The following is a 25,343-nucleotide window of genomic DNA, read 5'->3' as shown; positions in this document are numbered from 1 at the left end:
CTCGGCGGTCGGGTCAGGTTCCCCCGCCGCGCGGGCGGCGGCGGAGGAAGGGAAGCTCGGCGGCGGTCCGGAGCATCGGGAGCACGGGCGCGGCGGCGCCGATCCGCAGGTCTTCGAGCGGAGAGGTTCCCCCGTCCAGGAACCGGAGGAGTTCCGGGGCACGGTGGTGCCGGAACAGTTCCTCGAAGAGGACGGCGCCGCTGATCCTGCCGGTGTCCAGGGCCCGCAGCAGGACGGCGTCCATGGCGCGGGCGCGGCGGGAGTGCAGGCGTGGCGGCAGCGGGGTCCGGCCGGCGCACAGCGCGTCGGCGACGTGGTGCACCTGGCGCTGCACCGCGGCGAAGGTGTAGCCGGTCGAGGGACGGGTGGCTCCCGCGGCGGCTCCGAGAGGGAACACGCGGGCCCCGGTACGGCGCGGGAACACCGCGTCGGTCATGGGGATGACGCCCTGTTCGGCCGCTTCCACCCGGTAGTGGCCGAGCCGCAGCACGGTGTCCGCGTAGTGGCGCAGCGCCCGCTCGTAGGCCGCACGGTCCAGGACGCCGGAGGAGAACTCGGTGTACTCCACGAGGGCGGTGCGGGAGTCGAAGGGCAGTACGTAGCCGAAGGCGAGGCCGTGGTGCGGCTGCGGGACGCGGAAGTCCATCAGTTCGGCGACCCCGGGGTCGAAACGGTCGCGGGCCGTGCGCAGGAACCAGCCGCGGAAGTGCTGGAGCAGCAGCGTGCGCGCGGGTGGGAGCGGCCGCTTCGGCCGGGAGTCGAAGACCCACCGTGCACGCATCCCGCTGCGGTGGCCGTCCGCCGTGACGCAGCGGACGGACGCCGCGTCGGAACCGTCCGTGACGCCCGTGACGGTGGCCGCGACACGCCGCACCCGGCCGTCCTCGGACAGCAGTCGGGAGACCTCACGGGCGTAGGTGGCGGAGCGGATCATCCGGTAGCGCAGCGGGGCGGTGTCCCGTTCGACCGCCCCGCCGGTCGGCCCGTGCACCCGGAGGCGGCCCCAGGACGCCTCTTCGAAGCGGTCGGGTTCGGCGTCGTCCGGGCCCCAGAAGCACCAGGTGCGGTCCGGGGCACGCCGGCGGGTGTCGGGTGTCTCCAGGAGCGCGACGGTACGCGGTCCGCGGGACGCGGGAGCGCGCGCGAGCAGCCGTGCGAGCGAGAGTCCGGCTGCTCCGGCGCCGATGACGACGACGTCCGCCTCACGCACCGGGCGGTTCCCCTCTCTCCCCGGGCAGCCGCCCGCGGACCGCGGGGTCACCGGGCCGGACGGCCGCCGCGTCGGAGGGCTCGGGGGTGTCGGGGGTGTCGGGGGTGCCGGGAGTGTCAGCGGTGTCGGGAGTGTCAGCGGTGTCGGGAGTGTCAGCGGTGTCGGCAGTGGCAGGACTGTCGGAGGCGAGGCTGTCCAGCAGGGCGTGCCACACGCGGTGCGGCGGCCGTTCGACGGCGTCCTCGGGCCGGGCGGCGCGCGCCGCCGCCACCACGCGGCGGAGGGACCGCCACCGCGCCGAGCACGCGGGGCAGGCACGGAGGTGGCGCTGCTGCGCGGCGGTGAGTGTCCCGGGTTCCTCGCCCAGGGAGTACGCGGCCAGGCACGCGGGGTCGATGTGGTGCACGCGCAGTACCTCCTGTCGTGCCGGCAGGCCTGCGGAAGCCTACCGGCACTGTGGGTGTTCCTCGGTGACCCCGGGTCACCGGGCGGGTGACGCGCGGCGCCGGTGTCCGGTGCGGTCAGCGGGTGTCGGCGTCCGCCAGGCGGCGGCGGAGCCGGTGCAGGCCCCGGCGGGCGTGGCTCTTGACGGTGCCGAGAGCGAGGCCGGTGAGTTCGGCGATCTGGGTCTGCGTCAGATCGTCGTAGAAGGCCATGCGGAGGACGCGTCGCTGCCCTTCCGGCAGGGCTGCGAGCTCCTCGGCGACGAGCACCCTGTCGAGCGCCGCCTCGGTCTCGGAGGGGAGTCGCGCGGTGCGCTGCTCCTCGCGGGCCGCCGCCAGCGTGGCGAGGTCGCCGCGGCGGGTGCGGGCCGCGAGGGCGTCGGCGACCTTCCGCCGGGTGATGCCGACCAGCCAGCCGGCGAGCGTGCCGCGGTCCGGCCGGTATCCGTGGCGGCCGCGCCAGGCGGCGAGGAACACCTGCTGGGTGACGTCCTCGGCTTCGCCGCGGTCCCCGAGCGCGCGCAGCGCGAGGGTGTGGACCAGTGCCGACCACCGCTGGTAGACGGCGGCGAGCGCGAGTTCGTCGCCGTCGAGGAAGCGTGCGGCCGTCTCCTCGTCCGCGCGGCTCTCCTCCGTCGGGGCGTGCAGGGCGCCCCCGGGGCCGGTCGCGGGGTGCGGCACGGTCCTCGCGGGGGCCGGGCGGCGATCGGTGCTGCGGGCTGGCTGGGTGGTGGCCGTCATGGCGGGCTCCTCGCTCCGGTGACCGGGCCGGACGGTGCCGGGGGCCCTGTTCCGCAGTCCGCGGGCGCCCGGCTCCGAACGGCTCGTGGCTACCGGCGAGACTTCCCGAAGCGTTGCACGACGACAACTCGCATCGTTTGTGCGTCGTATAGTGGGTGGCATGGAGCGCTCCGCACCCCCTCCCGGCCTGACCACCGGCGCCGTGGCCCGGCGGCTCGGCGTGTCACCCACCACGCTGCGGTCCTGGGACCGCCGGTACGGCATCGGCCCGAGCGTGCGTGAGGAGGGCCGGCACCGGCGCTGGTCACCTGAGGACGTCACGGTGCTGCAGGAGATGTGCCGGCTGACCGCCGCGGGAGTGCCGCCTGCCGAAGCCGCCCGGGCCGCTCGCGCCCCCGCGGGGACCGGATCACCCCGGGGCGTCCCGGGGACGCGCGGGGAGCGGTCGGGCGGCGCCGGCGGCGGGTTGCCGCTGGGCGACGTGCGCCAGGAGTGCCGGGGCCTGGCCCGGGCCGCGGTGCGGCTGGACGCCGCAGCCCTGGGAACGGCCCTGGACACCGCCGTCCGCGACCACGGCATCCTCGCGGCCTGGGAGGAGGTGATGGTGCCGACCCTGCGGGCCGTCGGGCGCAAGTGGGAAGCGGCCGGGGACAGGTACGTGGAGGTGGAACACCTTCTGTCCTGGCACGTGTCGGCCGCGCTGCGGAGTACGGCGGCAGCGACCGCGTCCGCAGCACCGCCGGAAGGCACGGGCAGCGGCCCGGCACCGGGGCCGGTTGTGCTCGCCTGCGTACCCGGGGAACTGCACGTCCTCCCGCTCGAAGCACTGTTCGCGGGCCTCGGGTGCCGGGAGGTGCCGGTGCTGATGTTCGGCGCGGCGGTGCCCGCGCCCGCGCTGGAGGAGGCCGTCCGGCGCACCGGGCCGTCGGCCGTGGTGCTCTGGTCGCAGTCGCGCTCCACGGCCAGCCGTCCGCTGGCCCGTCATCTGGCGGCGATGACGTGGGGGGTACGCGGAGCGCGCGGCCGGCCGGCCGTCGTCGCGGCCGGGCCGGGCTGGGCGGGCGGGCCGCTCCCCGGACTGCACCGCCCGCACGGCCTGCGCGACGCGCTGGAGCTGCTCGAACGGCTCGCCCTTCCTCCGGGGGCGGACACGTCGCGGGCGGGTCCCACCGGGGGCGGCACCGGCGATGCACAATGACGCGGCGGCAGTGACCCCGTGAGGAAGGGCGGTCCGATCGGCATGACGGCACCCGGCAACGGCGGTGGAGGGGACGTCCTCGTGGTCGGAGCGGGCCTGGCCGGGCTTGCCTGTGCCACGGATCTGGTCGCGGCCGGCAGGTCCGTGCAGGTGCTGGAGGCCTCCGAGGTCGTCGGAGGAAGGATGCGGACCGACCGGGTCGACGGGTTCCTCCTCGACCACGGGTTCCAGGTGTTCAACACCTCCTACCCGCAAGTACGGCGCCGCTTCGACCTCCCCGCGCTGCGGCTGTGCCCGCTCACGCCCGGCGCGCTGGTCCGCACCTCCGACGGCGGCCTGCGGCGGCTGGCTGACCCCACCCGACAGCCCGGCTCCTGCGCGGACCTGATGCCGGGACGACTGATGTCCGCACGGGATCTGCTCGCTCTCGGCGTGCTGTCGGCCCGCGACATGCTCGCGCCGGCCCGTCCGGTCAAGGGAGCGCGTGACACGACGACGCTGACGGCCCTGGCGGACGCCGGCCTCTCGCCCGAACTGGTCGAGGAGTTCTTCCGACCCTTCCTCTCCGGGGTCTTCCTCGAGGAGGAGCTGGAGACCTCCGCCCGGTTCTTCCACCTCGTCTGGCGGAGCATGCTGCGCGGCACGCAGTGCCTGCCGCGGTCCGGGATCGGCGCCGTTCCCCAGCAGCTGGCCGCCGCGCTCCCGCCGGGAACCGTGCGCTTGGGCACGCCCGTGTCCGCACTCACCGACGACGGGGTGGCGCTGGACGGGGGCGGGGAACTCTCCGCCGACCGGGTGGTGGTGGCGACCGGTCCGGAGGCGGCGGCACAGCTGCTGCCGGGGCTGGAGGTACCCGCCACCCGGACCGTGACGACGCATTACCATGCGGCACCCCGCCCGCCCCTGAACGAGCCCACCGTGCTGGTGGACGCGCAGCGCCGCTTCCTGAACACCTGTGTGGTGTCGCAGGCTGCGAGCAGCTACGCGCCGGAGGGCCGGGCGCTGGTCGCCACCTCCGTGCTGGGCGGCGACGGACCGGAACAGGACGCCGTGCTGCGGGGCACTCTCGCCCGCGCGTACGGCACGGACACCGGCGGTTGGGAGCACATCGCCGTCCGCACGGTGCCCGGGGCACTGCCCGCCATGCCGGCTCCCTGGCCGCTGACGCGCACCACCCGGGTGGGCGTCCGCCGCTTCGTGTGCGGCGATTACCGGGCGACGGGCTCCGTGCAGGGCGCGCTGGCCTCCGGTTCCCGCGCGGCCCGGGAGGTTCTGGCGGCCTCGGGCGGCGGCCGGAGGAGATAGCGGGCCCCACCTCCGGCGCACGGGCCCCTGACGGCGCATCACCTCCGGGGTGGGGAGTACCGGATGCCTCCGCAGGCGCTCCCGGGACTCGGACCCCAGGGAGGTAGGTACGCATGAGTCCGGCGGGTTAGACACGGTTCGGTCTTCCGCACCGGTGACGTGGAACGTGCCCGTGGGCGGCGCGGTGGTCGTCGCGGCGCTCGCTCTCGCCGAGGAGCGTCCCGCCGGTCGCACCGCACGGCGCGTGGGGTCCGCGGCGGGCGGGCAGGCGCAGGCCGGCGGAGAGCGCGACCGGGAGACCGACCGGACGGCGACGGAGCCGACGCAGCAGTCGACGGGGACGCGCGGACGCCAGTGTCATGCCTGCGGGCGCCGGGCCCGCTGGTCGGCGACGCCGATCAGCAGCGCCGCGAGCACGAACGCCAGGGAGACGCCGACGCTCGACCGGAAGGCGAGGGCCCAGGCGGCCCCGGCGCCCGGGGCATGGGTGAAGAAGACGCTTCCGGTGGCGGCGATGCCCACGGCCGAACCGATGCGCTGCCCGGTCTGCAGGACCCCGCCGGCGCTGCCGCCCTGCTCGGGCGGCACGTCGGCGAGCGTGAGGGTCTGGTTGGGGGCGATCACCGTGCCACTGCCCAGGCCGGCGACCAGCAGGGGCGCGGCGACGGCGGCGCCCGCGTGGTGCCCCGGCACGAACGACACCGCGAGGATCACCAGCGCCAGCCCGGCGGCCACCGTGCAGAGGGCGGCCACGACCAGGCCGCGACCGTGGCGGGCCACCAGGCGGCCGCTGAACGCCGCGCTGAGCGCAGAGCCCAGGGCGAACGGCGTCGTGGTCAGCCCGGCACCGAGCGCGCTGTACCCGAGCCCGGCCTGGAGGTAGAGGGTGAGCACGAAGAAGACGGAGGTGAATCCGGCGAAGTAGCAGAGCATGAGCAGCGAGCCCAGGGTGTAGGACCGCAGCCGGAACAGGCGCAGGTTCACCAGCGGCTGCGCCCAGCGGGCCTGGCGGCGCTCCCATGCCACGAAGAGAGCGAGCAGGACCAGTGCTACGGGAACCAGCAGCCATGCTGCCGCCCCCTGCCACTGACGTCCCTGGACGAGCGGCAGCAGGAGGCATCCGACTCCGGCCCCGAGGAGCAGCACGCCCGCCGGATCCAGGTCGCGCAGCGAAACCCGGCCGTGGTCGCCGGGTGCGGGCAACAGGCGTCCCGCCAGGGCGAACGCGACCGCACAGACCGGCAGGTTCACGAAGAAGATCCACCGCCAGCCGTGCTCCGCTCCGAACAGGTGGATGATCACGCCGCCGAGCACCGGCCCGACGGCGGTGGACAGGCCGACGACCGCGCCGAACATTCCGAAGGCCTTGGCCCGCTCCGCTCCTCGGAAGAGCTGCTGGATCAGCGCCGACACCTGGGGCGCGACGAGCCCGCCCGCGAGCCCCTGGAAGAGGCGCGCGGTCACCAGCCAGGTCGGGGTACGGGCGGCTCCGCACAGGGCGCTCGCCGTGCCGAACAGCGCCAGGCCCGTCATGAACAGCAGGCGCCGCCCGCGAGCGTCGCCGAGCCGTCCCGCAGGCACCAGGAGCAGCCCGTAGGAGAGCGCGTACCCGGCGAGAACCCACTGGATCGCGCTGGCGGAGGCGCCGAGTCCCGCCCTGACGGACGGCAGCGCCACGTTGACGATGGACACGTCCAGCAGGGTCATGAACCCGGCGGTCAGGCAGACCGCGAGGGCCTTCCACCGCCTCGGGTCCGGCACGTAGCTCTCCGCCATGCGCCCCGGGTTCCCCCGTCCGTCGTCGCCGTCACGGTCACGCACCGGCTGCCGCGCTTCCGCGGCGCTGCGCGCACCGTGCTTGTGTTGTGCCGATGGAACGCGTGGGGGTGCCGCCGCGGTCGGCACTGCCCCACGCTGACCCCCGCGGCCGCTTCCTGACCGGAGGACTGACCTCCGTGTTACCGGTCAGCGGCTCGCTACTCCCCCACGGTGCCGGATGATGCGACGGAGGCGGCGCGCGAGCGGCGGGCGGCCGCCCCTGGAGCGCGTCGAACGTCCGGGAGGCGGTCCGCGACCGGGCTACGGGCGGGCCGACCGGCAACGGGGCCGGCCCGCCCGGGGAGGTCAGCCGGGGGTGGTGTACTCCAGTGTCAGGGAGGCGTCGGTGCCGGAGCCGAGGAACGCGTAGGCCGTGGCGGCCGGGAAACCGGTGAACCGCAGCCGGACCTGGGTGGTGCCGGTGGGGTCGACGGCGGCCAGTCCGGCGGCGGAGAAGCTGCCGGAGTCGGCGGTCCCGGAGGTGAAGCGGGAGATCGAGGCCGCCGCGGGGGCGTCCGCTCCTGCTGCCCAGTCCGCCGGCGTCACGCCGCAGTCCCCGCCCAGGCAGCCGCTGTGCACGTCCACCGCGAGCGTGTTGCCCGCCGGGTCGGACCACGGGTCGCCGCTGCCGCTGCGCCGCAGGACGGTGAGGTGGGCTCCGGTCACGGTGGCGTCGTCGGGCAGTGCGGAGGTGTCGAAGGACAGCACGGTCCGGTTGTGCAGTCCGTCCGTGCCCCGGCCGACGGCTGCCCCGTAGTAGGTCTCCAGCGTGCCGACGGTGGCCGACGACCCGTCGGACGCGGCCTTGACGTACCCGTCGCGGGAGTCCTCGCTGTGCGCCACCAGGGTCCCGTCGCCGGGGTCGGTGCCACCGCCGCCGCTGCCGAGGCCCCAGAACTCGGCGATGTGGTGGGCGGCGCAGATGTCCGCGTCGAGCACGTATGCGGCGGTGCTCCCGCACTGGCCGGCGCCCGTGCCGGGGTCGACGGGCTGTCCGTGCGCCATTCCGGTGATCTCGTACGCCTCCACGACCGGGTTCCCCCCGCCGTCCTCGTAGACCCGGTGCGGGTATCCCGCGACGGTGTCGGAGAGGTCGGCGGTGGCGTCGGTGCCGTGCACGTCGGTCCACTGCTCGACGAGTTCACGCTGGTTCTGCGGAACGACGGTGGTGTCCGAGGTGCCGTGCCAGACCGACAGCGTGGGCCAGGGACCGGTGTAGGAGGAGGCCTGCCGCACTTCGTCGCCCCACTGCGCGGGCGTGCGGTCCACCCCGGGGTTCATGCAGGTGTAGGCATCGAGCACGCTGCTCGCGCAGCGGTACGGCAGGCCGGCGACGACCGCACCCCCGGCGAACCGGTCGGGGTAGGCGGCCATCATCACGGCGGTCATGGCACCGCCGGCGGACAGTCCGGTGACGTAGGTCCGGCCGGAGGCGGAACCGGCATCGGCGACCATCCGGTCCACCATCTGCACGACGGAGAGGGCCTCGCCGCCGCCGCGCGAGGTGTCGCTGTCCTGGAACCAGTTGAAGCATCCGTTGGCGTTGTTGGTGCTCCGCTGTTCCGGCAGCAGCAGCGCGAAGTCCAACTCGTCGGCGAGCTCCGTCCATCCGGTCTCGTCGTCGTAGTCGGCGGCACTCTGCGTGCAGCCGTGCAGGGCGACGACCAGGGGTCTGCCGGACTCCAGGCCGTCGGGCACGTAGCGGAACATCCGCAGGTTCCCCGGGTTCGACCCGAAGGAACCCACCTCCTCCAGGGAGGCGGCGCGCGCCGACGACGGGGCGGCGAGCATCGCGCCCACGGTGGCCAGCACGGCGAGCAGGACGGTGGCCCAGCGGCGGAAGGCGGGCCCGGACGCGGCGGGTGTGTGCGGGGCGTACGGCATGCGCATCGCGGCTCCAACGCTCTACGGGTGTGAGGTGCGTCTCATGCTCCGCAGGACGGTAGGGGCGAGGGCCACCGCCGAGCACCGGCCGGGTGCCACACAATCCCGCACCCCGCATGGTGGGCGCGTACATGTCACACCAGGATTCCGGGGCCACGGGCCGGGCGTTCCCCCACGTCCGGGCCCGGCGGCCCCTCAGAGACGGCCGGACACGACACGTTCGGCGAGGAACTCCTCGAACGTGCCCGTCCCGACAGCCCGTTCGGGGCACAGTTGGTAGCCGGCACGGAACGCGGCCGCCGTCCTCCCGGGCAGCCGCAACGGCACCACGCGGCGATGCCGCCCCGCCGCGCGCAGGGTCGCCCGGGCCAGCTCGACGGCGTCACGGACCCGGGGGCCGCCCATCTCCGGAACCCGCCCCGCCGCCGGCTCCTGCGCCAGCGCCGCGAGCCGGTCGGCGACCTCCGTCACCGCGACCGGCTGAATCCGCAGCCCACGCAGCGTGAACACGACGGGGAGCCGCCGCTGCGCCAGCGTCATCCCGGCCACCAGGCCGTGGAACTGGGTGGCCCGCAGAATCGTCCAGGGCAGTCCCGAGGACTCCACGAGGCGCTCCGCCGCGAGCTTCTGCCGGTAGTAGAAGAACGGGATGCGGTCGACGCCCACGATGGAGATGTAGACCAGGTGCGGCCGGGCCCCGGACTTCCGGGCCTCCTCGACGAGCCGCCGCGTCTGCCGCACGTCCGTGCGCCCGTCGGTGGCGCAGTGCACCACGGCGCCCACGCCGTGCAACGCCTCCGGCAGGCCCCGGCCGCTGCGCAGATCGGCCCGCGCCCACCCGTACGGACGGTCGTCGCCGGGCGGCCGCTCACGTCGGCTCATCACGCGGACCGCGACGCCGTCGCTCAGCAGCCGCTCGACGGTGGGACGACCGAGGCTTCCCCTGCCGCCGGTGACCAGTACGGGCTGATCCATCGGTCTCCGTTCGCCCATCGTGCTCCGCCGCGGACGGCAGCGCCGACCGCGCTGCCGTCCGACCATCTGTGTCCGGCGGGTTCTAGCCGGTGAAGACGTCACCGCCCGCCGGACGGCTGTCCTCCTCGCTCCGGTCGCGCAACCTGCGGGCCTTCTCCCGCAGCCGCTCCCGTTCCTGCAGGTCGTCCGTCCGCTCGGCGGCCTCGTTCAGCTGCTGCGCCTTCGCCCGCATCTGCTGCACACGGCCGCTCAGCTCCTCCTCGGCTCCCATCATCACTCCTCGGTCCCGTGACGAGAGATGTCCTCCCAGCGAAGCAGACCCGCCGTGACACGGCATCCGGACGGCCGCCAGACCGGGCGGAGCGGCTCATCCGGCGAAGGGCGCGACGATCGCCGGCACGGAGGCGGGAGCCCCACCGAAGGCGCGGACCGCCGCCTCCTTCACCGGGGCGGGTTCAGGCCGGCCGGGCGAGCTGCACCTGGCGCTCGGTCTCGGCGAAGCCGAGCTTCTCGTAGAGCGCGACGGCCTGCTGCCCACCGGCCACGATCACCAGCGTGGTGGCGCGCAGTTCCGTGAGGGCCCAGTGGCCCGCATGGCGGACCACGGCCGAGGCGAGACCCTGCCGCCGGAGGTCCGGGTGCGTGTGGACGTTCTGGAAGCGGGCGAGGCCGCTGCCGTCGGTGAAGACGCCGGTTCCGGCACGCATCCGGCCGTCGACGAACGCGCCGAACCACGCCCCGTAGCCCTCCTCGCAGAGGCGCCGGTACTCCTCCTGCCGTCCGGTGACGTACGCGCGGTGCGCGGGATTCGAGGAACCCGACTCCACCGACTCCCAGCGCAGTTCGTCGGCCTGCCGCCAGTCGTCGTCCCCCGACAGGGGGCGCACGTCGACGCCCGGGGGCAGCCGGTCCGGGGCGGCCATCTCCTCCGCGGTGAGGACGGCGCTCGTCTCGAGGGTGGTGCCGAGGGCCGCGAGCTCGGCCGCGTCGCCGGCCTCGCCGTCGGTGCCGTCCACACCGAGGGCGAAATGGGTGACGTCGGGGAAGTGCTCGGCGAACTCGCCCGTCCAGTGCTCGGCTTCACCCTCCCGCAGCGGAGAGGCCAGCAGCAGGAAGTTCCCCCACCAGAAGTCGGGGCTCTGAGGCGTGCGCACCACCATGTGTGTGGACCGGTCGATCACCACCGATCCGCCTAGTTCGAGGAGCATCAGATCCGTACGGAACCCAAGCGATACGACATTCACCCGCACGACACTACGTCCGAACGGGTGGTCCTGTGACCACATTGCGGCAGCCGGTGGCGCGCACCCGCGGCTCCCCGCCGCTCCACGCCGGGGCATGATGCCGCCGTGTTCACCGACGAGGACGCTGCCGCGCTCTACGACCTGCTCTGCCCCTGGGACCCGGGCCGGTACCCGGCCGACGCGTTCTACGACGCGCTGGTGTCCGCCGCGGGGTCGGTGCTGGATGTGGGGGTGCGGCACCGGTGCCATGCTGCACAGCGCCCGGGAGAGAGGGCACACCGGCCGGCTCGTCGGGGTCGACCCGGACCGCGCCGCGCTGGCTCGGGCGCGGCGCCGCGGCGACGTCGACTGGTGGGTGGGCACCGCCGCCGAGCTCACCTTCGAGGCGGAGTTCGACCTGGCGGTGATGGCCAGTCACGCGTTCCAGTGCCTGGTCGGCGACGACGAGTTGCGAGTCTCGCTCGCCGCGGTCCGCAGTGCGCTGCGCCCCGGGGGGCGTTTCGCCTTCGAGACGCGCCATCCGCAGGCCCGCGTGTGGGAGGCGTGGCATCCCGGGCACGCCCGTGAGGTGGAGGACGCCTCGGGGCGGAGACTGCGCGTGTGGCACACCGTGGAGTCCGTCGAGGGGGACGTGGTGACGTTCACGGAGACGACCGCGGACGCCACCGGCCCCGTCCTCCGCACCGACCGCACCCGGCTGCGCTTCCTCGACGCGCCGGCACTCGACGCCTTCCTCGCCGAGGCGGGCCTGATCGTCGACGCCCGCTACGGCGACTGGTCGCGCGGCCCGGTGACGCCGCGCAGCACGGAGCTGGTCACGGTCGCCCGGCGGGTCTGAGCCCCGCGCCCGCCCACCGGCCAGGCGCCGCTCACCGGTCCGGTGCCACGACGGCCGCGTCGAGAACCGGTCCGAGTTCCTGTGCCACGGCGTCCAGTGCCGCCACGTCCCGCTCCGCGCGCGCGACGAGGACGGCTCCTTCGATCGCGCTGATCACCAAGGTGGCGAGCCGGGCGGCCCGCTCGGCAGGCACGCCCAGATCGCTCAGTGCCCGCGCCACGGGGCGCCGCCAGACGGCGAACGCCGCGGAAGCGGCCTCCCGGGTGGCCTCCGTCCCTGCGCAGTCGACGGTCGCCGCGGCCACGGGACAGCCCGCGAGGAACTCGCCGGAGGCGTACTCGTCGGTCCACTGCCGCACCATCGCGGAGAGCAGGCCGCTGGGCGACGGTCGGGACAGTCCGGCGAGGAACAGGTCGACCCGGTCGGCCGCATAGCGGCCCGCCCACTCCACGGCCTCGTCGACGAGCTGCCGCTTTCCGCCGGGGAAGTAGTGCTGGAGGGAGCCCCGTGGCGCCTGCGCGTGGGTGACGACGTCGCGCATCCCGGTACCGGTGACACCGCGGCGCCGGATGAGCTGCGCCGCGCTGAAGACCATCCGCGCCCGGGGGCCGCGCTCCTCCTCGGCCATCGCCCGTCCTCTCTCCCCACCCGCGACCACTATGACAGCGCCCGGGAGATCCGTACTATGACGAGCGTCATAACCCTCGTGGAAGGGCGGTCCGTCGTGGAGACCACCGGTTTCATCGGCCTGGGCACGATGGGCGGCCCCATGGCGCTCCGGCTCGCCCGGGCGGGGACGCCGCTCGTGGTGTGGAACCGGAGCCCGCACCGTGCCCAGCAGGTCCGCGCAGCCGGCGCCCGGGTGGCGGACGACCCCGGCGAGGTGTTCTCCCGGGCCCGCACGGTGATCCTCATGCTCGCCGACGAGCCCGCGCTCGACGACGTCCTCGGACGTGGCACCCCGGCCTTCGCCGACCGCGTCGCGGGACGCACCGTGGTCCACACCGGCACCACCTCGCCCGACCACTCGCGCGCCCTCGCGGACGCGGTGCACGCGGCCGGCGGGAGGTACGTCGAGGCCCCCGTCTCCGGCTCGCGAGGACCGGCCGAAACGGGAGGGCTCGTCGCCATGCTGGCGGGCGCCCCGGCCGCGGTGGCGGACGTGCGCCCCGTGCTGGCTCCGCTGTGCACAGCGGTCCTCGACTGCGGCGCGGTGCCGAACGCCCTGCTGACGAAGCTGTCGGTGAACCTCTTCCTCATCAGTACCGTCACCGGCCTCGTGGAGGCCTTCCACTTCGCCGACCGGCAGGGGCTGGACCGCGCACTGCTCCGGTCCGTCCTCGACGCCGGACCGATGGCGAGCGACGTGTCGCGGGCGAAGACCGACAAAGTGCTCCACGACGACGTCCGGGTGCAGGCCGCGGTCTCGGACGTGCTCAAGAACAACCGCCTGATCGCTCGGCAGGCACGGCGGTCGGGCACGGCGTCACCGGTGCTGGACGCCTGCCACGCACTGTTCGAGGAGGCCTCGGCCCTCGGCCACGGCGCCGAGGACATGATCGCCGTGCTGCGCGCGCTCGAACAGCGCACGGGCGGCGCGGGCACGCACCGCCCGGCGGGGAGCGGAGCCGACTGACGGGGCTGCGCGCCCGCCCCGTCGGACGCCGCCGGCCGGGCCCGCCCCGGGCTGGAGGAACGAGGGGGCGGGCCCGGCCGGTGCGGGCGGGGCTCAGCCGGCGATCTGCCGTGCCGCGCCACCGCCCTCGACGGAGATCTTCCGGGGCTTGGCCTGCTCGGCGACCGGCACGCGGATCGTGAGTACACCGGCGTCGTAGGAGGCGGCGATGCGCTCGGTGTCCAGGGTGTCGCCGAGGAAGATCTGGCGGCTGAAGCGCCCGGTCGGCCGCTCCGACGCGACCTGCTCCGCCCCTTCGGGCGCGGGCGCACGACGCTCGGCACGCACGGTGAGGACGTTGCGCTCCACGTCGAGGTCGATGGACTCGGAGTCGACACCGGGCAGGTCCAGGTGGATCACGACCTCGTCACCGGTGCGGTAGGCGTCCATCGGCATCCCGGCGGGCCGGGACGGGGTGCCGAAGACGTGGTCGGCGAGGCGGTCCAGGTCACGGAACGGGTCGGTACGCATGAGCATCACGGTCATCCCCTCTCTCACAAGGTCTCTCTGCGGCCGGTGACGCGCTGCCACCGGGCCCTGCGATGCCCTGACACACACATGTATAGCGCAGCACCATGAAACTTGCCAAGTTGCGACTCAACTTTCCTCAGCATGTCGACGGGGAGGCGTGTGAAGCCGCCGGTCGACCGCCGGAGCGCACACCGGAAGGGACCGGACGCGGGAGGTACTCACCCGTACGCAGTCGCCCGGCACGGTGGAAGGTGCACAGGTACGGGTAGGCGGGCACAGTGAGCACGAAGCGAGAGAGGTGTTCAGCAGATGATCCTTCGGCGAATCGCCCGCCCCCTGCTCGCCGGCATCTTCGTGTCGGGCGGCATCAACGCGCTGCGCCACCTGGACGGCCACGTGGCGGCCGCACAGCCGTGGCTCGACCGGACGCTGGGGAAGAACGCGGACCGGCTGCCCGAACAGGTGCCCACCGACGCCAGGACCCTGATCCGGATCGACGCCGCCGTGAAGATCGGCGCGGGGGCGGCACTCGCTCTGGGGAAGGCGCCACGTGTCGCGGCACTCGCACTGCTCGGCACGGTGGTGCCCACGACCCTGGCGGCCCACCGCTTCTGGGAGGAGCAGGACCCCGAGCAGCGTGAGGCGCAACTGACGCACTTCCTCAAGAATTGCGGCCTCGCCGGCGGACTCCTGCTCGCCGTGGCCGACACGCACGGCAAGCCGTCGGCCGCCTGGTGGGCCCGGCACGAGGTGCGGGAGGCAGGCCGCTGGGCCGTGGCCGCCAATACGGCGGCGCAGCGGCGGAGCAGGCGCGGCGTGGTCCGCGCGAAGCAGAGTGCCCGGCAGGCGCGCAGCGGGATGAGGCGGGCGCAGGCCGAGGCGGCCAGGGCCGGCAGGAAACGTGCGGGCAGGGCGGCGAGCGCCGCCCGCAGCGGCCCGCTCGCGGGCGTGGGCAGGCACGGAAGGGCGCGTCCGCGTCACGGGAAGAACGACCTGCGGAAGGCGCAGCAGGCAGCCAGGGAGAAGGCGCAGCACGGACTCCACCGGGTGCACACCGGTGCCCGCCGCGCACAGCCCGACGCGCACGCCGTCCACAAGCTCCAACACGGCGCGCGGCACGCGCAGCAGGTGGCGCAGGCGCGTGCGGCACAGGCCCGCTCCGAGGCGCAGGCGCGGTCCGAGGCGCAGGTCCGGGCGGCACGGGCGCACGCACGGCAGGCGCGGGCCCTGGCGAAGAAGGCCGCCTCCCGCTGACGCCACCACCGGACGGTTTCGGCGCTGTCGGCCCGATCGATGCGGGCGGCGGTCCCCTCGGGGGCCGCCGCCCGCATCGCGCCCCCGGGTGCTCCTGACGCCGCTCACCCCGCCCTCGCGGCACGGGAGTGCGCACGCTGCGCCGCGCCCGCCCCCTCGACAGGACGTCACAGCGGCTGCACACTACACGCAACGCGCGTAGCGTTGTCATGACTCGCTCACCCCCACGTCGCCGCCGTGTCTCTCAAGCCCCGTACAACGTCCCTGTCCTGGCGGTCAGTTCGCAGCTCACCGCCATCCGTGCCAGCGAAGGGCATCGTTGATGCATCTGCCCACGCCCAGATCTCCCCGTTCCGGCCTGCTCTGCGCAGCCGTCCTCGCCGGAGCGCTGACTGCGGGCCTCACCACAGCTCCGCCCGCAGCCGCCATGACCCTCACCATCGCCGACGTCCAGGGAAACGACCGCGTCTCCTCCTACGAGGGGCGTCCGGTGACGGTGACGGGTGTCGTCACCGCCGTCCGCACGTCCGGCTCGCGCGGCTTCTGGATCCAGGACCCGACCCCGGATGCGGACCCCGCGACCAGCGAGGGCCTGTTCGTCTACACCGGTGGCAGCACCCCGGCCGTCGATGCCGGCGACGAGGTGACCGTCACCGGACGCGTGTCGGAGTACTACCCCGGCGGCTCCGGCAGCGGCGGGCAGTCGCTCACCGAACTCACCGGCCCGGACGTCACGGTCGACTCGACCGGCAACGCACTCCCCCCGGCGTTCTCCCTGGACGCCGCCTCCATACCGGACGCCTACGCCCCCGACGCGGACGGGAGCAGCATCGAGGGCCTCGCGCTCGAGCCGTCCACCTATGCCCTCGACCGTTACGAGTCGCTGGAGGGCATGCGGGTACGGGTCGACGACGCCCGCGTTGTCGGCGCCACCACCCCCTACGACGAGGTGTGGGTCACCGCGAAGCCCGGCGAGAACCCCAGTGCCCGCGGCGGAACCGTCTACGGCTCCTACTCCTCGCAGAACCCGGGCCGGGTCAAGATCGAGTCGCTGACGGGCGGTTCCTTCCCCACTGCCGACGTCGGCGCCACGCTCAGCGGGACCACCGACGGGCCGCTGGACTACGACCAGTACGGCGGCTACGGCATCCAGGCGACCACCCTGGGCACCCCCACCGGCAACGGGCTCTCCCGGGAGACGACGTCCGCCCCGGCGAGCGACGAACTCGCCGTCGCCACGCACAACGTGGAGAACCTGGACGCCGACGACCCGCAGTCGAAGTTCGACGCGCTGGCCGCCCAGATCGTCGACCACCTCGCCTCGCCCGACATCGTGGCGCTGGAGGAGGTCCAGGACAACAACGGCGCGGTGGACGACGGCACGGTCGCGGCCGACCAAACCTACGCCCGCCTCGTCGACGCGGTCTCCGCGGCCGGCGGCCCGGCGTACGACTGGCGGCAGATCGACCCGCAGGACGGCCGCGACGGCGGGGAGCCCGGCGGCAACATCCGCGTCGGCTTCCTCTTCGACCCGGCCCGCGTCGGGTTCACCGACCGGCCGGGCGGGGACGCCACCACGGCCGTGTCCGTGGTCGACCAGGGCGGCACGGCGGCGCTGTCCGTCTCCCCGGGCCGCATCGCCCCGGGCGACCCGGCCTGGGACTCCAGCCGCAAGCCGCTCGCGGGAGAGTTCACCTTCCAGGGGCGGACGTACTTCGTGGTCGCCAACCACTTCGCCTCCAAGGGTGGCGACGAGCCGCTGTACGCGCGCTACCAGCCGCCCCACCGCGACTCCGAAGCGCAGCGCGGGGAGCAGGCCGCGCAGGTGAACGGATTCGTGCAGGACCTGCTGGCGGTGCAGCCGTCGGCGCGCGTGGTCGTCCTCGGAGACCTCAACGACTTCGGGTTCTCCGACACCGTCTCCACCCTCACCTCGGGCGGCGCACTGACGGAGCTGTCCGGCTCCCTGCCCGCGGACGAGCGGTACACCTACGTCTACCAGGGCAACTCGCAGGCGCTCGACCACATCCTGGCGAGCCCCGCGGTGACGTCCTACGAGTACGACATCGTGCACGTGAACGCGGAGTTCTCCGACCAGGTCAGCGACCACGACCCGCAGGTGGTCCGCATTCGCCCCTGACCGTTCGGCACCGGGCGGAGACCGCCCGGTGCGTCTGCCGTCTGCCGGACCCGGCTACCGCGTCGGGTCCGGCAGACGCATCTCGAACCAGGTGGACTTGCCGAGAGGCAGCAGGTCGACGCCCCAGCGGTCGGCGAGCCGGTCGACGAGCCACAGGCCGCGGCCGCTGTCGTCGAGTTCGGCGACCGGCAGCAGGCAGGGCAGCCCGCGCGAGGGGTCGCGGACCTCGATGCGGAACCACCCGCGCCGGCGGTGCATCCGCATGCCGAACGTGTGGGCACCGGTGTGACGTACGGCGTTGCCGACCAGCTCGGAGACGAGCAGCACGGCCTGTTCGGTCGTGCCTGCCGGGGCGGCCCATCCCTGCCGGAGCACGGCCTCGGCCAGCCGCCGCGCGGTGGCCGCGGACTCCGGGCGGTTCGGCAGTCGCACTTCGTCCTGTGTCGGATCTCCCACCAGTTCCACCGCCACACCGAGGGACGGGGTGCCACCCAGCGCGCACTCCGCCTCGGACAGATGCCCCACCGTGCTCGGCACGTCACCCTCACTCGCCATGGCGTCCATGATGGCGCGTGCAAGCACACGGGGAAGGCGTTCGGAGACATTCCTGACCTGCGCGTCAGCTCAGGGGGCGCACCGGGGGGCATATGCCCGGCTGCCATCCGGGCAGTGATCCCCCCTCTGACCAGCAACTACCGTATGCAGCGAGTCGCTCACCGACGTGGGGGCGAATCGGGACACAGCCGACATGTGAAGGATCGGTGAGGGGTGCGCGGGGGTGCAGTGCGCCACTCCGCGCCACCCTCCGCCGATGCCGTTCGGCGACGCGTCAGGTGAACCGGGCCTTGCCCGGGCCGTCCTCGACGAAGCTGCGCATCCCGATCTCCCGGTCCTCGGTGGCGAACAGGCCGGCGAACCAGTTGCGTTCGATGGTGAGACCGGTGTCGATGTCGGCCTCGAGCCCCGCGTCGACGGATTCCTTCGCCGCGCGCAGCGCGATGGCGGGCCCCGCCGCGAGCTTCGCCGCCCAGGCGTGGGCGGCCTCGTAGACTTCCTCGTCGGGCACGACGCGGTCGACGAGTCCCATGCCGAGGGCCTCCTCGGCCGCGACCTGGCGGCCGGTGAAGATGAGGTCCTTGGCCTTGGCGGGGCCGACGAGACGGGAGAGCCGTTGCGTACCGCCCGCACCGGGGATCAGACCCAGCAGGATCTCCGGCTGCCCGAGCTTGGCCTTCCGCCCCGCGACGCGGATGTCCGCGGTGAGCGCCAGCTCGCAGCCGCCGCCGAGGGCGTATCCGGTGACGGCCGCCACGACCGGCTTGGGAATGCGGGCGACGGCGGTGAACGCGTCCTGCAGCCCCCTGGACCGCGCCACCATCGCGGCATGGTCCATGCGTTGCATCTCCTTGATGTCGGCCCCGGCGGCGAAGACCTTCTCGCCGCCGTAGAGGACGACGGCCCGCACGTCCTCGCGCGAGGTCGCTTCGCGGGCCAGTTCGAGGAGGCGGTCCTGGGTGGCGACATCCAGTGCGTTCATCGGCGGGCGGTCCAGGCGGAGGGTGCCGACACCCTCCGCCACTTCGAGAGTCACAGTCATACCCGGCAGGTTAGCGGTCGTTCACCCCGATGCTTCAGGGGACCTCGCCCGCACCGGCGCACCGCACCGCGGGCCGGTGGGCCGGAACCCGCCGGGCCGGTCTCAGCGTTCGCCCGTCCACTCCTCCCAACTCATGTTCCAGCCGTTGAGCCCGTTGTCGGGCGCGATGGTCTCCGGGTCGCGCGAGTTCCTCACCTGCACCACGTCCCCGAGCATCGAATTGCGGTAGAACCAGGCAGCTGCGGTGCTCCGATCGCCGCCACCGCGGGTGTCGTCCAGCCCGATGCAGCCGTGACTGGTGTTCGCGGAGCCGAACGTCGCCGAGGACGCCCAGTAGTTGCCGTGGATGAACGTCCCCGAGGTGGACAGCCGCATCGCGTGCGGCACGTCCTCGATGTCGTACTCCCCCTCGCCGTCCTCGTCGGTGAATCCGACGGTTGCGCCGTTCATGCGGGTGACGCGGTGCTTCTCGCTGATGACCATCACCCCGTTGTACGTGGGCGTGGCCGGAGCGCCCGAACTGATGGGAACCGTCCGCAGCGTCTCCCCGTCGCGGGTGACGGTCATGGTCCTCTTCGCCGCGTCGACCACGCTGACCTGCGAGCGGCCGACCGTGAAGGTGACGGACCTGTGCTGCGAACCGTAGACGCCGTCCGCCCCCTCGACGCCGTCGAGGTCGAGTCCGAGCGTGACCTCGGTACCGGGCTCCCAGTAGTCCTCGGGGCGGAAGTCGAGCCGCTGGTCGCCGAACCAGTGACCGCGGACGTCCACCGCGGGCTCCGCGGTCACCGATATCGCACGCTCCACGTCCTCGCGGTGCTCGACGGCGCGGTTGAAGCGGATCGAGACGGGCATCCCGACACCGACCGTGTCACCGTCCTCCGGCTGGAAGAAGCCGACGAAGGTGTCGTCGGGCACCAACGTGGTGAACGAGGTGTCCGCAGCAGCCTCACGGCCCTCGGCGTCGCGGGCCACCGCGTGGACGACGTACTTCGTGCCTGTCGCCAGGTGCCTGGAGGGCTTCCATGCCGTGCCGTCCTCGACGACGGCCCCCGGCACCTCCTGCCCGCCGGCGGTCCGCACCGTGACCTCCGAGAGCATCCCGCGCTTCACCCTCACCGCCGGCGCCCCGTTGGTCGCGACGTCCTCCGCGCCGTCCCGCGGCGTGATCGACAGCTCCGCCCGCGACGGCCCCGTCGATCCCGCCCCCGCTCCGGCGCCGGGCCCCCCGTCGCCCACGGCGCTGGAGGGGTTCCCGCCCCCGAAGGAGGTCACCACCAGCACCGTCACGACGAGCAGGACGACCAGCCCGACCGCTCCGCCCCCGACGAGCCGGGGACGGCCCTGCGCGGCGGCCGCTCCCCGGTTCAGCATGGCCTTCAATTCCACTGTGGTCTTCCGCTCTCCTCGAAATTCCGCACGCGCTCCCCGGGCGCCGTCGAAGCGCCACGCGCGTGTGACCCGTCAGACAACCACAGCCCGGGGAGGGTTGTGCACTCCCCTGCACGGCCGGCCCTCGCGGCCCCGGACGTAGGCCCGCGGGCGGAGCGGCCCGGGCGGACGGAGCACGACGAAAAACCGAGTGTGCGGTGTCGGTGGCCCGCCGTAACCTCGGTTCCGATGAGTGCCACCGACCTCGCCCCCGAACGCGCCGACGGCTCCGGGGAGGACCCTTCCGGAGCCGCACCGGAGCGCCCCTCCCGCCCCGACGGCGAACGTTCGGCCGTGCGATCGCTGGCGCGGCTGTGGCCGTACCTCAGACCGGTGCGGGCCCGCTTCTTCACCGCCGCCGTCGTCGCCGTCGTCGCCTCCTGCATGGGGCTAGTCGTTCCACTCGTCCTGAAGTGGATCGTGGACGGGCCGGTGGCCTCACGGGACACCACGGGGGTGTGGCTCGGAGGGGCACTGCTGCTCGGCGTCGGCGTGGCGGAGGCGGCACTGTTCGGTCTGCGGCGCTGGCTCGTCGCCCGCCCGCTGGCCGGTGTGGAGGCCGCGATGCGCGCGGACCTCTACGGCCACCTGCAGCGGCTGCCGGTCTCGTTCCACGACCGCTGGGCGAGCGGGCAGCTGCTGTCGCGGGCGACGACGGATCTGCAACTGCTGCGGATGTTCCTCGCTTTCCCGCTGACGTTCCTCGTGGTGAACGGCACGACCATCGCGGTCGGTTGCCTGATCATGTTCCTGCAGGACTGGGTGCTCGGCCTGGTGGTCCTGACGCCGCTGCTGCCGCTGGGCGTGCTGTGCTCGCTCTTCGAGGCGCGGTACTTCATCGCGGCACGCCGCGCGCAGGACCAGATCGGCGATCTGACCACGGTGGTCGAGGAGTCGGTACTCGGCATCCGCATCATCAAGGGGTTCGGTCGGCACCGGAGCCAGGCGCGGGCGTTCCGGGCGCTCTCGGAGCGGCTGCTGGGCACCGAACTGCAGAAGGCCCGGCTGCTGGCCGGCATCATGACGGGCATCGTGACACTCCCGGAACTGGCCCTGGGCGCGGCTCTGGTGCTCGGCACGATGGAGGTGGCGGACGGCGCCCTGTCCGCGGGCACGCTGGTGGCTTTCCTCTCGACGGCGCTGGCCCTGCGGTGGCCGGTGGAGTCGCTGGGGTTCCTGCTGGCGATGAGCAACGAGTCCGCGACGGCCGCCGACAGGTTCTTCGAGGTCACGGACTCTCCGCTGGCCACCGACGCGGAACACGGCGGCCCCGCCCCGGTGTCCGCCCGCGCCGCACCGGCGGAGATCCTCACCGGAGGGCTGCGCTTCGAGAACGTCGTCTTCCGCTTCCCCGACGCCCCCGCGGACGTGCCACCGGTGCTGGACGGTGTCGACCTGCACGTCCGGCAGGGCGAGACGATGGCTCTCGTGGGGGCGACCGGCAGCGGCAAGACCACCCTGACGGCACTGGTGCCCCGGCTGCACGAGGCCGGCGGGGGCCGCATCACTCTCGACGGGACCGACATCACCACGCTGCCGCGGGCGGAGCTGCGGGAGCGGGTCGCCGTGGCGTTCGAGGAACCGACGCTGTTCTCCGCCACGGTGGAGGAGAACGTCCGCATGGGCGCGGAGCACGCGGACCGCGCCGCGGTGCGCCGCGCGCTCGGGGTGGCGCAGGCCGACGGGTTCGTCGACGCTCTCCCCGAAGGCCTCGACACCCAGGTCGGTGAGCAGGGCCTCTCCCTCTCGGGCGGTCAGCGGCAACGGCTCGCACTGGCGCGTGCCGTGGTCGGCGCACCGCAGTTCCTCGTGCTCGACGACCCGCTCTCCGCACTGGACGTGCACACCGAGGCCGCGGTCGAGGGGGCGCTGCGGGAGGTACTGGCCACCACCACCGCACTCGTGGTGGCCCACCGGCCCTCCACCGTGCTGCTCGCCGACCGGGTCGCGCTCCTCTCCGGGGGACGGATCGCCGCGGTGGGCACCCACCAGCAACTGCTGCACGAGAACCCGGAGTACGCCGCACTGATGTCCGGTAGCGAGGCGGGCGGGTCCGCCGAGAGGAGTCTTCGAGCGTGACGACGACGGTGAACGACGGGGCCACGCCGCCCGGCGAACGGACCGGCGCACCTCCCGGCGGGACCGAGCAGACCGACCCGGCCGCGGCGGGCGACAGGACACTCCGGCTGCAGGGAGAGGACGACCCGTTCCACAACGACGTCCTGCCCGCGCCGCGCGACGCACCGCTGAGGCTGCTGCGTTCACTGCTCCGACCGCACCACCGCACCGTGGCGCTGAGCGCGGTACTGCTGCTGCTCCAGCAGGCCTCGGTGCAGGCAGGGCCGCTCCTCGTGGCCTTCGCCATCGACCACGCGGTCCCGGCGATCCGCGGCGCCGGCGACTACGGTCCGCTGATCGCCGTCGCCCTCGGGTACCTGGTGTGCTCCCTCGCGGCCGGCGGTCTGCAGTACGGCTTCATCACCGCGGCGGCACGGGTCAACCAGCGTGTCCTGCTGGAGCTCCGGAGCCGGATCCACCGGCACGCGCAGGCACTGAGCGTGGACTTCCACGACCGGTACACCTCCGGCCGTCTGATCTCCCGCGCGACGACGGACGTGGAGGCGCTCCGCGAACTCCTCGACGAGGGCCTGCAGGAACTGCTGACCGTCGTGGTGTCGACGGCCTACATCCTCACCATGCTGCTCTACCTGGACTGGGGGCTGGGCGCCGCGGCAGTCGCCTCCTTCGTGCCCCTCGGGATGTTCATCAGAGCCTTCCAGCGGCGGTCCTCCCGCATCTACCGCACGCGCTCGACCGCCATTGCCGCGGTGATCGTGAAGTTCGCCGAGACGATGAACGGCATCCGCCCGGTGCAGTCCTTCCGGCGGGAGCGGCCGAACGACGAGGCCTTCCGCCGTCTCAACGACCGCCACCTGAAGGTCAACGGGGATGCCATCCTGGAAATGGCGCGCTACGTGGTCTCCTCCCGACTCACCGCGAACGTCACCGTGGCGGTCGTCGTACTGTGGGGGGCCTACCGGGTCGCGGAGGGCGGCCTGGAGCTCGGCGTGCTCGCCGCGGCGGCGCTGTACCTGCGGCGGCTGTACGACCCGATCGACCGGCTCGGGATGTTCCTCAACTCCTTCCAGTCGGCCGGGGCCTCTCTGGAGAAGATCGCCGGGCTGCTGGCGCAGGAGCCGTCCGTGCCGGAGCCGGCGGGAGAGTCCCGGGCGCTTCCGCCGCGCGGAGACGCCGAGCCGGGGCGCGAGGTGGTCTTCGAGGGCGTCCGCTTCGCCTACCGCACCGGCGGCGAAGTCCTTCCCCGCTTCGACCTGACCATCCCCGCGGGGCAGACGCTGGCTGTCGTCGGCGCGACGGGAGCGGGGAAGTCGACCTTGGCGAAGCTGCTGGCACGGTTCTACGACCCGACCGAGGGCCGGGTGCTGCTGGAGGGCGTCGATCTGCGGGACATGGACACGCAGACCCTGCGTCGGGGCGTGGTCATGGTGACCCAGGAGGCCTTCCTGTTCTCCGGTACGGTCGCCGAGAACATCGCCCTCGGCCGTCCCGACGCCACGCCCGAGGAGATCGAGGCCGCCGCCAAGGCCATCGGCGCCCACGACTTCATCGCGGCCCTGCCCGAGGGATACGACACGGACGTCCGCAAGCGCGGCGGCCGGATCTCCGCCGGCCAACGCCAGCTGGTGTCCTTCGCACGGGCGCTGCTCGCGGATCCCGCGGTGCTGATCCTGGACGAGGCGACCTCCTCCCTGGACATCCCCGGCGAGCGCGCCGTGCAGCACGCGATGACGACCGTGCTGAGGGGGCGTACGGCGGTGGTGATCGCCCACCGGCTGTCGACGGTGGACGTGGCGGACCGCGTCCTGGTGATGGAGGACGGCCGGATCGTCGAGGACGGCCCGCCCGCCGAGCTGACGGCCGGCAAGGGACGCTACGCCCGCCTGCACCATGCCTGGCAGGAGAGTCTGGCCTGACGGTGCCCGGGGCCCTCGCCTGTGCCCCCGCATGGCAACGGGCCGGCGCGTGACCGGTATCCGGACGCCCCGTCGGAGTCGCCAGGGTGATTTTCAGCCATCACGTGACCCTCGCCCCCGTCGGCCCTCTGGTGCACCTCTCCGGGGCGTGGCACTCTTCACGGTGCCCCGACTTCCGGACGTCGCACGTCATCCGCATGACGCAGCCTCAGGTCGGCCCGTCACCGTACGCTCCGCTCCTTCGCCGAGCGGGGACAGCGTTTCGGCCATGTTCTTGTCGCGGTCATGACAGTTCCATGTTCCGGCTGCCAGTCTGACTCCGGTTGGCCGACCCCCACCGGTACGTGACCGACGAGCGTCGCTCGCACCCGGTTCCCCCCACGCGTACCACTGCTCCACCCGTATCTGCACCCCACCGAGGCCGCATCACCCCGGCGGCCACAGCAGACTAGGAGTCCATCGCGTGAGAACCCCACACCGCATCGGCAGACGCAGCCGCGCCACCGCCGCACTGGTGGCGACCGCCGCCATGGTGGCCGTCGGGCTGCAGGCCGGTACCGCCACCGCCACCCCCGGCGGTGACCTCGACCGAGGCTCGCTGCCCGCGAAGGTCAGCCCCTCCGAGCACGCCTCGCTGCTGGCGAAGGCCGAGAAGGGCCAGGCTGCGACGGCCAAGGCCCTCGGCCTCAACAGCAAGGTGAAGCTGAAGGTCAAGGACGTCGTCAAGAACCGCGACGGCGCCACCCACGTGCGCTACGAGCGGACCTACGCCGGCCTCCCCGTCCTCGGCGGCGACATGGTGGTCCACCGTGCGCCCGACGGTGCCATCGAGGGCACCGACAAGGCCACCAACGCCAGCCTGAAGGTGCCCACCACCAAGGCTCCGGCAAAGCACAAGCCGTCCCTGGCGAAGGCTGAGGGCAGCACCGCCCCCCGCAAGGTGATCTGGGCCGCGGACGGCAACCCGACCCTCGCCTGGGAGCGCGTGATCGGCGGCGTCCAGGCCGACGGCGCCACCCCGAACGAGCTCCACGTCATCACCGACGCCGCCACCGGCGAGAAGCTCTACGAGTACCAGGCCGTGCACAACGGCACCGGCAACAGCATGTACGTCGGCCAGGTGA

General features: G+C 73.6%; 21 protein-coding genes and 1 pseudogene. 9 read left to right on the top strand and 13 right to left on the bottom strand.

Features of this window, described 5'->3' with window-relative positions; all coding sequences use genetic code 11:
• Positions 1-13: 13 nt before the first annotated feature.
• From ACL06G_RS08370 to ACL06G_RS08360, 3 genes are all read right to left on the bottom strand, one after another.
• Entirely contained in the window at positions 14-1,210 is a 1,197-nt protein-coding gene (locus ACL06G_RS08370) for a lycopene cyclase family protein (protein ID WP_412835658.1), read from the bottom strand.
• Positions 1,203-1,616, bottom strand: a complete 414-nt coding sequence (locus ACL06G_RS08365) for a hypothetical protein (RefSeq protein ID WP_412835657.1) — start codon at positions 1,614-1,616, stop codon at positions 1,203-1,205. Before ACL06G_RS08365 ends, ACL06G_RS08370 begins: the two co-directional genes overlap by 8 nt.
• Positions 1,617-1,731: 115 nt before the next feature.
• Positions 1,732-2,394: a sigma-70 family RNA polymerase sigma factor gene (locus tag ACL06G_RS08360; RefSeq protein WP_412787887.1), complete on the bottom strand. Its 663-nt coding sequence runs from the start codon at positions 2,392-2,394 to the stop codon at positions 1,732-1,734.
• A gap of 160 nt (positions 2,395-2,554) precedes the next feature.
• Here ACL06G_RS08360 and ACL06G_RS08355 point away from each other — a divergent pair, with 160 nt between their 5' ends.
• Together ACL06G_RS08355 and ACL06G_RS08350 are read left to right on the top strand one after the other, a co-directional pair.
• Positions 2,555-3,592: a MerR family transcriptional regulator gene (locus ACL06G_RS08355; RefSeq protein ID WP_412835656.1), complete on the top strand. Its 1,038-nt coding sequence runs from the start codon at positions 2,555-2,557 to the stop codon at positions 3,590-3,592.
• 42 nt (positions 3,593-3,634) lie between these two features.
• Positions 3,635-4,897 carry an NAD(P)/FAD-dependent oxidoreductase gene (locus ACL06G_RS08350; protein WP_412835655.1) on the top strand — a complete coding sequence of 421 codons (1,263 nt, stop codon included), beginning with the start codon at positions 3,635-3,637 and terminating at the stop codon, positions 4,895-4,897.
• A gap of 357 nt (positions 4,898-5,254) precedes the next feature.
• Here the strand turns inward: ACL06G_RS08350 and ACL06G_RS08345 are convergent, their stop codons facing one another.
• From ACL06G_RS08345 to ACL06G_RS08325, 5 genes are all read right to left on the bottom strand, one after another.
• Complete coding sequence (locus ACL06G_RS08345; RefSeq protein WP_412787890.1) at positions 5,255-6,673, bottom strand: MFS transporter; 1,419 nt, start codon at positions 6,671-6,673, stop codon at positions 5,255-5,257.
• Between the two features lie 348 nt (positions 6,674-7,021).
• Positions 7,022-8,599 carry an extracellular catalytic domain type 1 short-chain-length polyhydroxyalkanoate depolymerase gene (locus tag ACL06G_RS08340; protein WP_412787891.1) on the bottom strand — a complete coding sequence of 526 codons (1,578 nt, stop codon included), beginning with the start codon at positions 8,597-8,599 and terminating at the stop codon, positions 7,022-7,024.
• Positions 8,600-8,794: 195 nt separating this feature from the next.
• Complete coding sequence (locus ACL06G_RS08335) at positions 8,795-9,574, bottom strand: SDR family oxidoreductase (RefSeq protein ID WP_412787892.1); 780 nt, start codon at positions 9,572-9,574, stop codon at positions 8,795-8,797.
• Between the two features lie 82 nt (positions 9,575-9,656).
• On the bottom strand, positions 9,657-9,845 hold the full coding sequence (locus ACL06G_RS08330; protein WP_412787905.1) for a DUF6381 family protein: 189 nt from the start codon (positions 9,843-9,845) through the stop codon (positions 9,657-9,659).
• Between the two features lie 184 nt (positions 9,846-10,029).
• On the bottom strand, positions 10,030-10,818 hold the full coding sequence (locus ACL06G_RS08325; RefSeq protein ID WP_412835654.1) for a GNAT family N-acetyltransferase: 789 nt from the start codon (positions 10,816-10,818) through the stop codon (positions 10,030-10,032).
• A gap of 247 nt (positions 10,819-11,065) precedes the next feature.
• Between ACL06G_RS08325 and ACL06G_RS08320 the strand changes: the two genes are divergently transcribed.
• Positions 11,066-11,656, top strand: a complete 591-nt coding sequence (locus tag ACL06G_RS08320; protein WP_412835653.1) for a class I SAM-dependent methyltransferase — start codon at positions 11,066-11,068, stop codon at positions 11,654-11,656.
• 31 nt (positions 11,657-11,687) lie between these two features.
• On the opposite strand, the gene ACL06G_RS08315 is transcribed toward ACL06G_RS08320, so the two are convergent.
• On the bottom strand, positions 11,688-12,284 hold the full coding sequence (locus ACL06G_RS08315) for a TetR/AcrR family transcriptional regulator (protein WP_412835652.1): 597 nt from the start codon (positions 12,282-12,284) through the stop codon (positions 11,688-11,690).
• Between the two features lie 57 nt (positions 12,285-12,341).
• Here ACL06G_RS08315 and ACL06G_RS08310 point away from each other — a divergent pair, with 57 nt between their 5' ends.
• Positions 12,342-13,292: an NAD(P)-dependent oxidoreductase gene (locus ACL06G_RS08310; protein ID WP_412787896.1), complete on the top strand. Its 951-nt coding sequence runs from the start codon at positions 12,342-12,344 to the stop codon at positions 13,290-13,292.
• Between the two features lie 93 nt (positions 13,293-13,385).
• Here the strand turns inward: ACL06G_RS08310 and ACL06G_RS08305 are convergent, their stop codons facing one another.
• The gene (locus ACL06G_RS08305; RefSeq protein WP_412787906.1) at positions 13,386-13,808 is read right to left on the bottom strand and encodes an Hsp20/alpha crystallin family protein; all 423 of its coding nucleotides are present in this window, start codon (positions 13,806-13,808) and stop codon (positions 13,386-13,388) included.
• A gap of 303 nt (positions 13,809-14,111) precedes the next feature.
• On the opposite strand from ACL06G_RS08305, the gene ACL06G_RS08300 reads away from it, so the two are divergent.
• Both ACL06G_RS08300 and ACL06G_RS08295 read left to right on the top strand, forming a co-directional pair.
• Positions 14,112-15,056, top strand: a complete 945-nt coding sequence (locus tag ACL06G_RS08300; RefSeq protein ID WP_412787897.1) for a DoxX family membrane protein — start codon at positions 14,112-14,114, stop codon at positions 15,054-15,056.
• Positions 15,057-15,378: 322 nt separating this feature from the next.
• Positions 15,379-17,196 (top strand): DUF8508 domain-containing protein, encoded by a 1,818-nt coding sequence (locus ACL06G_RS08295; protein WP_412835651.1) that lies wholly within the window; start codon positions 15,379-15,381, stop codon positions 17,194-17,196.
• A 54-nt stretch (positions 17,197-17,250) separates the two neighbouring features.
• On the opposite strand, the gene ACL06G_RS08290 is transcribed toward ACL06G_RS08295, so the two are convergent.
• From ACL06G_RS08290 to ACL06G_RS08280, 3 genes are all read right to left on the bottom strand, one after another.
• Positions 17,251-17,751, bottom strand: coding sequence for an ATP-binding protein (locus ACL06G_RS08290; protein ID WP_412787899.1), 501 nt, complete (start codon positions 17,749-17,751; stop codon positions 17,251-17,253).
• 274 nt (positions 17,752-18,025) lie between these two features.
• Positions 18,026-18,793 carry an enoyl-CoA hydratase/isomerase family protein gene (locus ACL06G_RS08285; protein ID WP_412787900.1) on the bottom strand — a complete coding sequence of 256 codons (768 nt, stop codon included), beginning with the start codon at positions 18,791-18,793 and terminating at the stop codon, positions 18,026-18,028.
• Positions 18,794-18,895: 102 nt separating this feature from the next.
• Positions 18,896-20,167, bottom strand: coding sequence for a L,D-transpeptidase (locus ACL06G_RS08280; RefSeq protein ID WP_412787907.1), 1,272 nt, complete (start codon positions 20,165-20,167; stop codon positions 18,896-18,898).
• A 246-nt stretch (positions 20,168-20,413) separates the two neighbouring features.
• Between ACL06G_RS08280 and ACL06G_RS08275 the strand changes: the two genes are divergently transcribed.
• The 3 genes and pseudogenes from ACL06G_RS08275 to ACL06G_RS08265 all read left to right on the top strand — a co-directional run.
• The gene (locus ACL06G_RS08275; protein WP_412787901.1) at positions 20,414-22,303 is read left to right on the top strand and encodes an ABC transporter ATP-binding protein; all 1,890 of its coding nucleotides are present in this window, start codon (positions 20,414-20,416) and stop codon (positions 22,301-22,303) included.
• Positions 22,300-24,219, top strand: coding sequence for an ABC transporter ATP-binding protein (locus ACL06G_RS08270; protein ID WP_412787902.1), 1,920 nt, complete (start codon positions 22,300-22,302; stop codon positions 24,217-24,219). The genes ACL06G_RS08275 and ACL06G_RS08270 overlap by 4 nt, the downstream gene beginning before the upstream one ends.
• 463 nt (positions 24,220-24,682) lie before the next feature.
• Positions 24,683-25,343 (top strand): annotated as a pseudogene (locus tag ACL06G_RS08265) (M4 family metallopeptidase); the annotation flags it as partial.

It is taken from the genome of Streptomyces callyspongiae, from assembly GCF_047200695.1.
Lineage (GTDB): Bacteria > Actinomycetota > Actinomycetes > Streptomycetales > Streptomycetaceae > Streptomyces.
This window is presented reverse-complemented; position numbering and strand designations above follow the sequence as displayed.

What these genes read in the sequence shown, in the direction of transcription:
- ACL06G_RS08360 (WP_412787887.1), bottom strand. Translation starts at nt 2,394, where the DNA reads ATGACGGCCACCACCCAGCCAGCCCGCAGCACCGATCGCCGCCCGGCC.
- ACL06G_RS08355 (WP_412835656.1), top strand. Translation starts at nt 2,555, where the DNA reads ATGGAGCGCTCCGCACCCCCTCCCGGCCTGACCACCGGCGCCGTGGCC.
- ACL06G_RS08350 (WP_412835655.1), top strand. Translation starts at nt 3,635, where the DNA reads ATGACGGCACCCGGCAACGGCGGTGGAGGGGACGTCCTCGTGGTCGGA.
- ACL06G_RS08345 (WP_412787890.1), bottom strand. Translation starts at nt 6,673, where the DNA reads ATGGCGGAGAGCTACGTGCCGGACCCGAGGCGGTGGAAGGCCCTCGCG.
- ACL06G_RS08340 (WP_412787891.1), bottom strand. Translation starts at nt 8,599, where the DNA reads ATGCCGTACGCCCCGCACACACCCGCCGCGTCCGGGCCCGCCTTCCGC.
- ACL06G_RS08335 (WP_412787892.1), bottom strand. Translation starts at nt 9,574, where the DNA reads ATGGATCAGCCCGTACTGGTCACCGGCGGCAGGGGAAGCCTCGGTCGT.
- ACL06G_RS08330 (WP_412787905.1), bottom strand. Translation starts at nt 9,845, where the DNA reads ATGGGAGCCGAGGAGGAGCTGAGCGGCCGTGTGCAGCAGATGCGGGCG.
- ACL06G_RS08320 (WP_412835653.1), top strand. Translation starts at nt 11,066, where the DNA reads ATGCTGCACAGCGCCCGGGAGAGAGGGCACACCGGCCGGCTCGTCGGG.
- ACL06G_RS08315 (WP_412835652.1), bottom strand. Translation starts at nt 12,284, where the DNA reads ATGGCCGAGGAGGAGCGCGGCCCCCGGGCGCGGATGGTCTTCAGCGCG.
- ACL06G_RS08310 (WP_412787896.1), top strand. Translation starts at nt 12,342, where the DNA reads ATGACGAGCGTCATAACCCTCGTGGAAGGGCGGTCCGTCGTGGAGACC.
- ACL06G_RS08305 (WP_412787906.1), bottom strand. Translation starts at nt 13,808, where the DNA reads ATGCTCATGCGTACCGACCCGTTCCGTGACCTGGACCGCCTCGCCGAC.
- ACL06G_RS08300 (WP_412787897.1), top strand. Translation starts at nt 14,112, where the DNA reads ATGATCCTTCGGCGAATCGCCCGCCCCCTGCTCGCCGGCATCTTCGTG.
- ACL06G_RS08295 (WP_412835651.1), top strand. Translation starts at nt 15,379, where the DNA reads ATGCATCTGCCCACGCCCAGATCTCCCCGTTCCGGCCTGCTCTGCGCA.
- ACL06G_RS08290 (WP_412787899.1), bottom strand. Translation starts at nt 17,751, where the DNA reads ATGGCGAGTGAGGGTGACGTGCCGAGCACGGTGGGGCATCTGTCCGAG.
- ACL06G_RS08285 (WP_412787900.1), bottom strand. Translation starts at nt 18,793, where the DNA reads ATGACTGTGACTCTCGAAGTGGCGGAGGGTGTCGGCACCCTCCGCCTG.
- ACL06G_RS08280 (WP_412787907.1), bottom strand. Translation starts at nt 20,167, where the DNA reads ATGCTGAACCGGGGAGCGGCCGCCGCGCAGGGCCGTCCCCGGCTCGTC.
- ACL06G_RS08275 (WP_412787901.1), top strand. Translation starts at nt 20,414, where the DNA reads ATGAGTGCCACCGACCTCGCCCCCGAACGCGCCGACGGCTCCGGGGAG.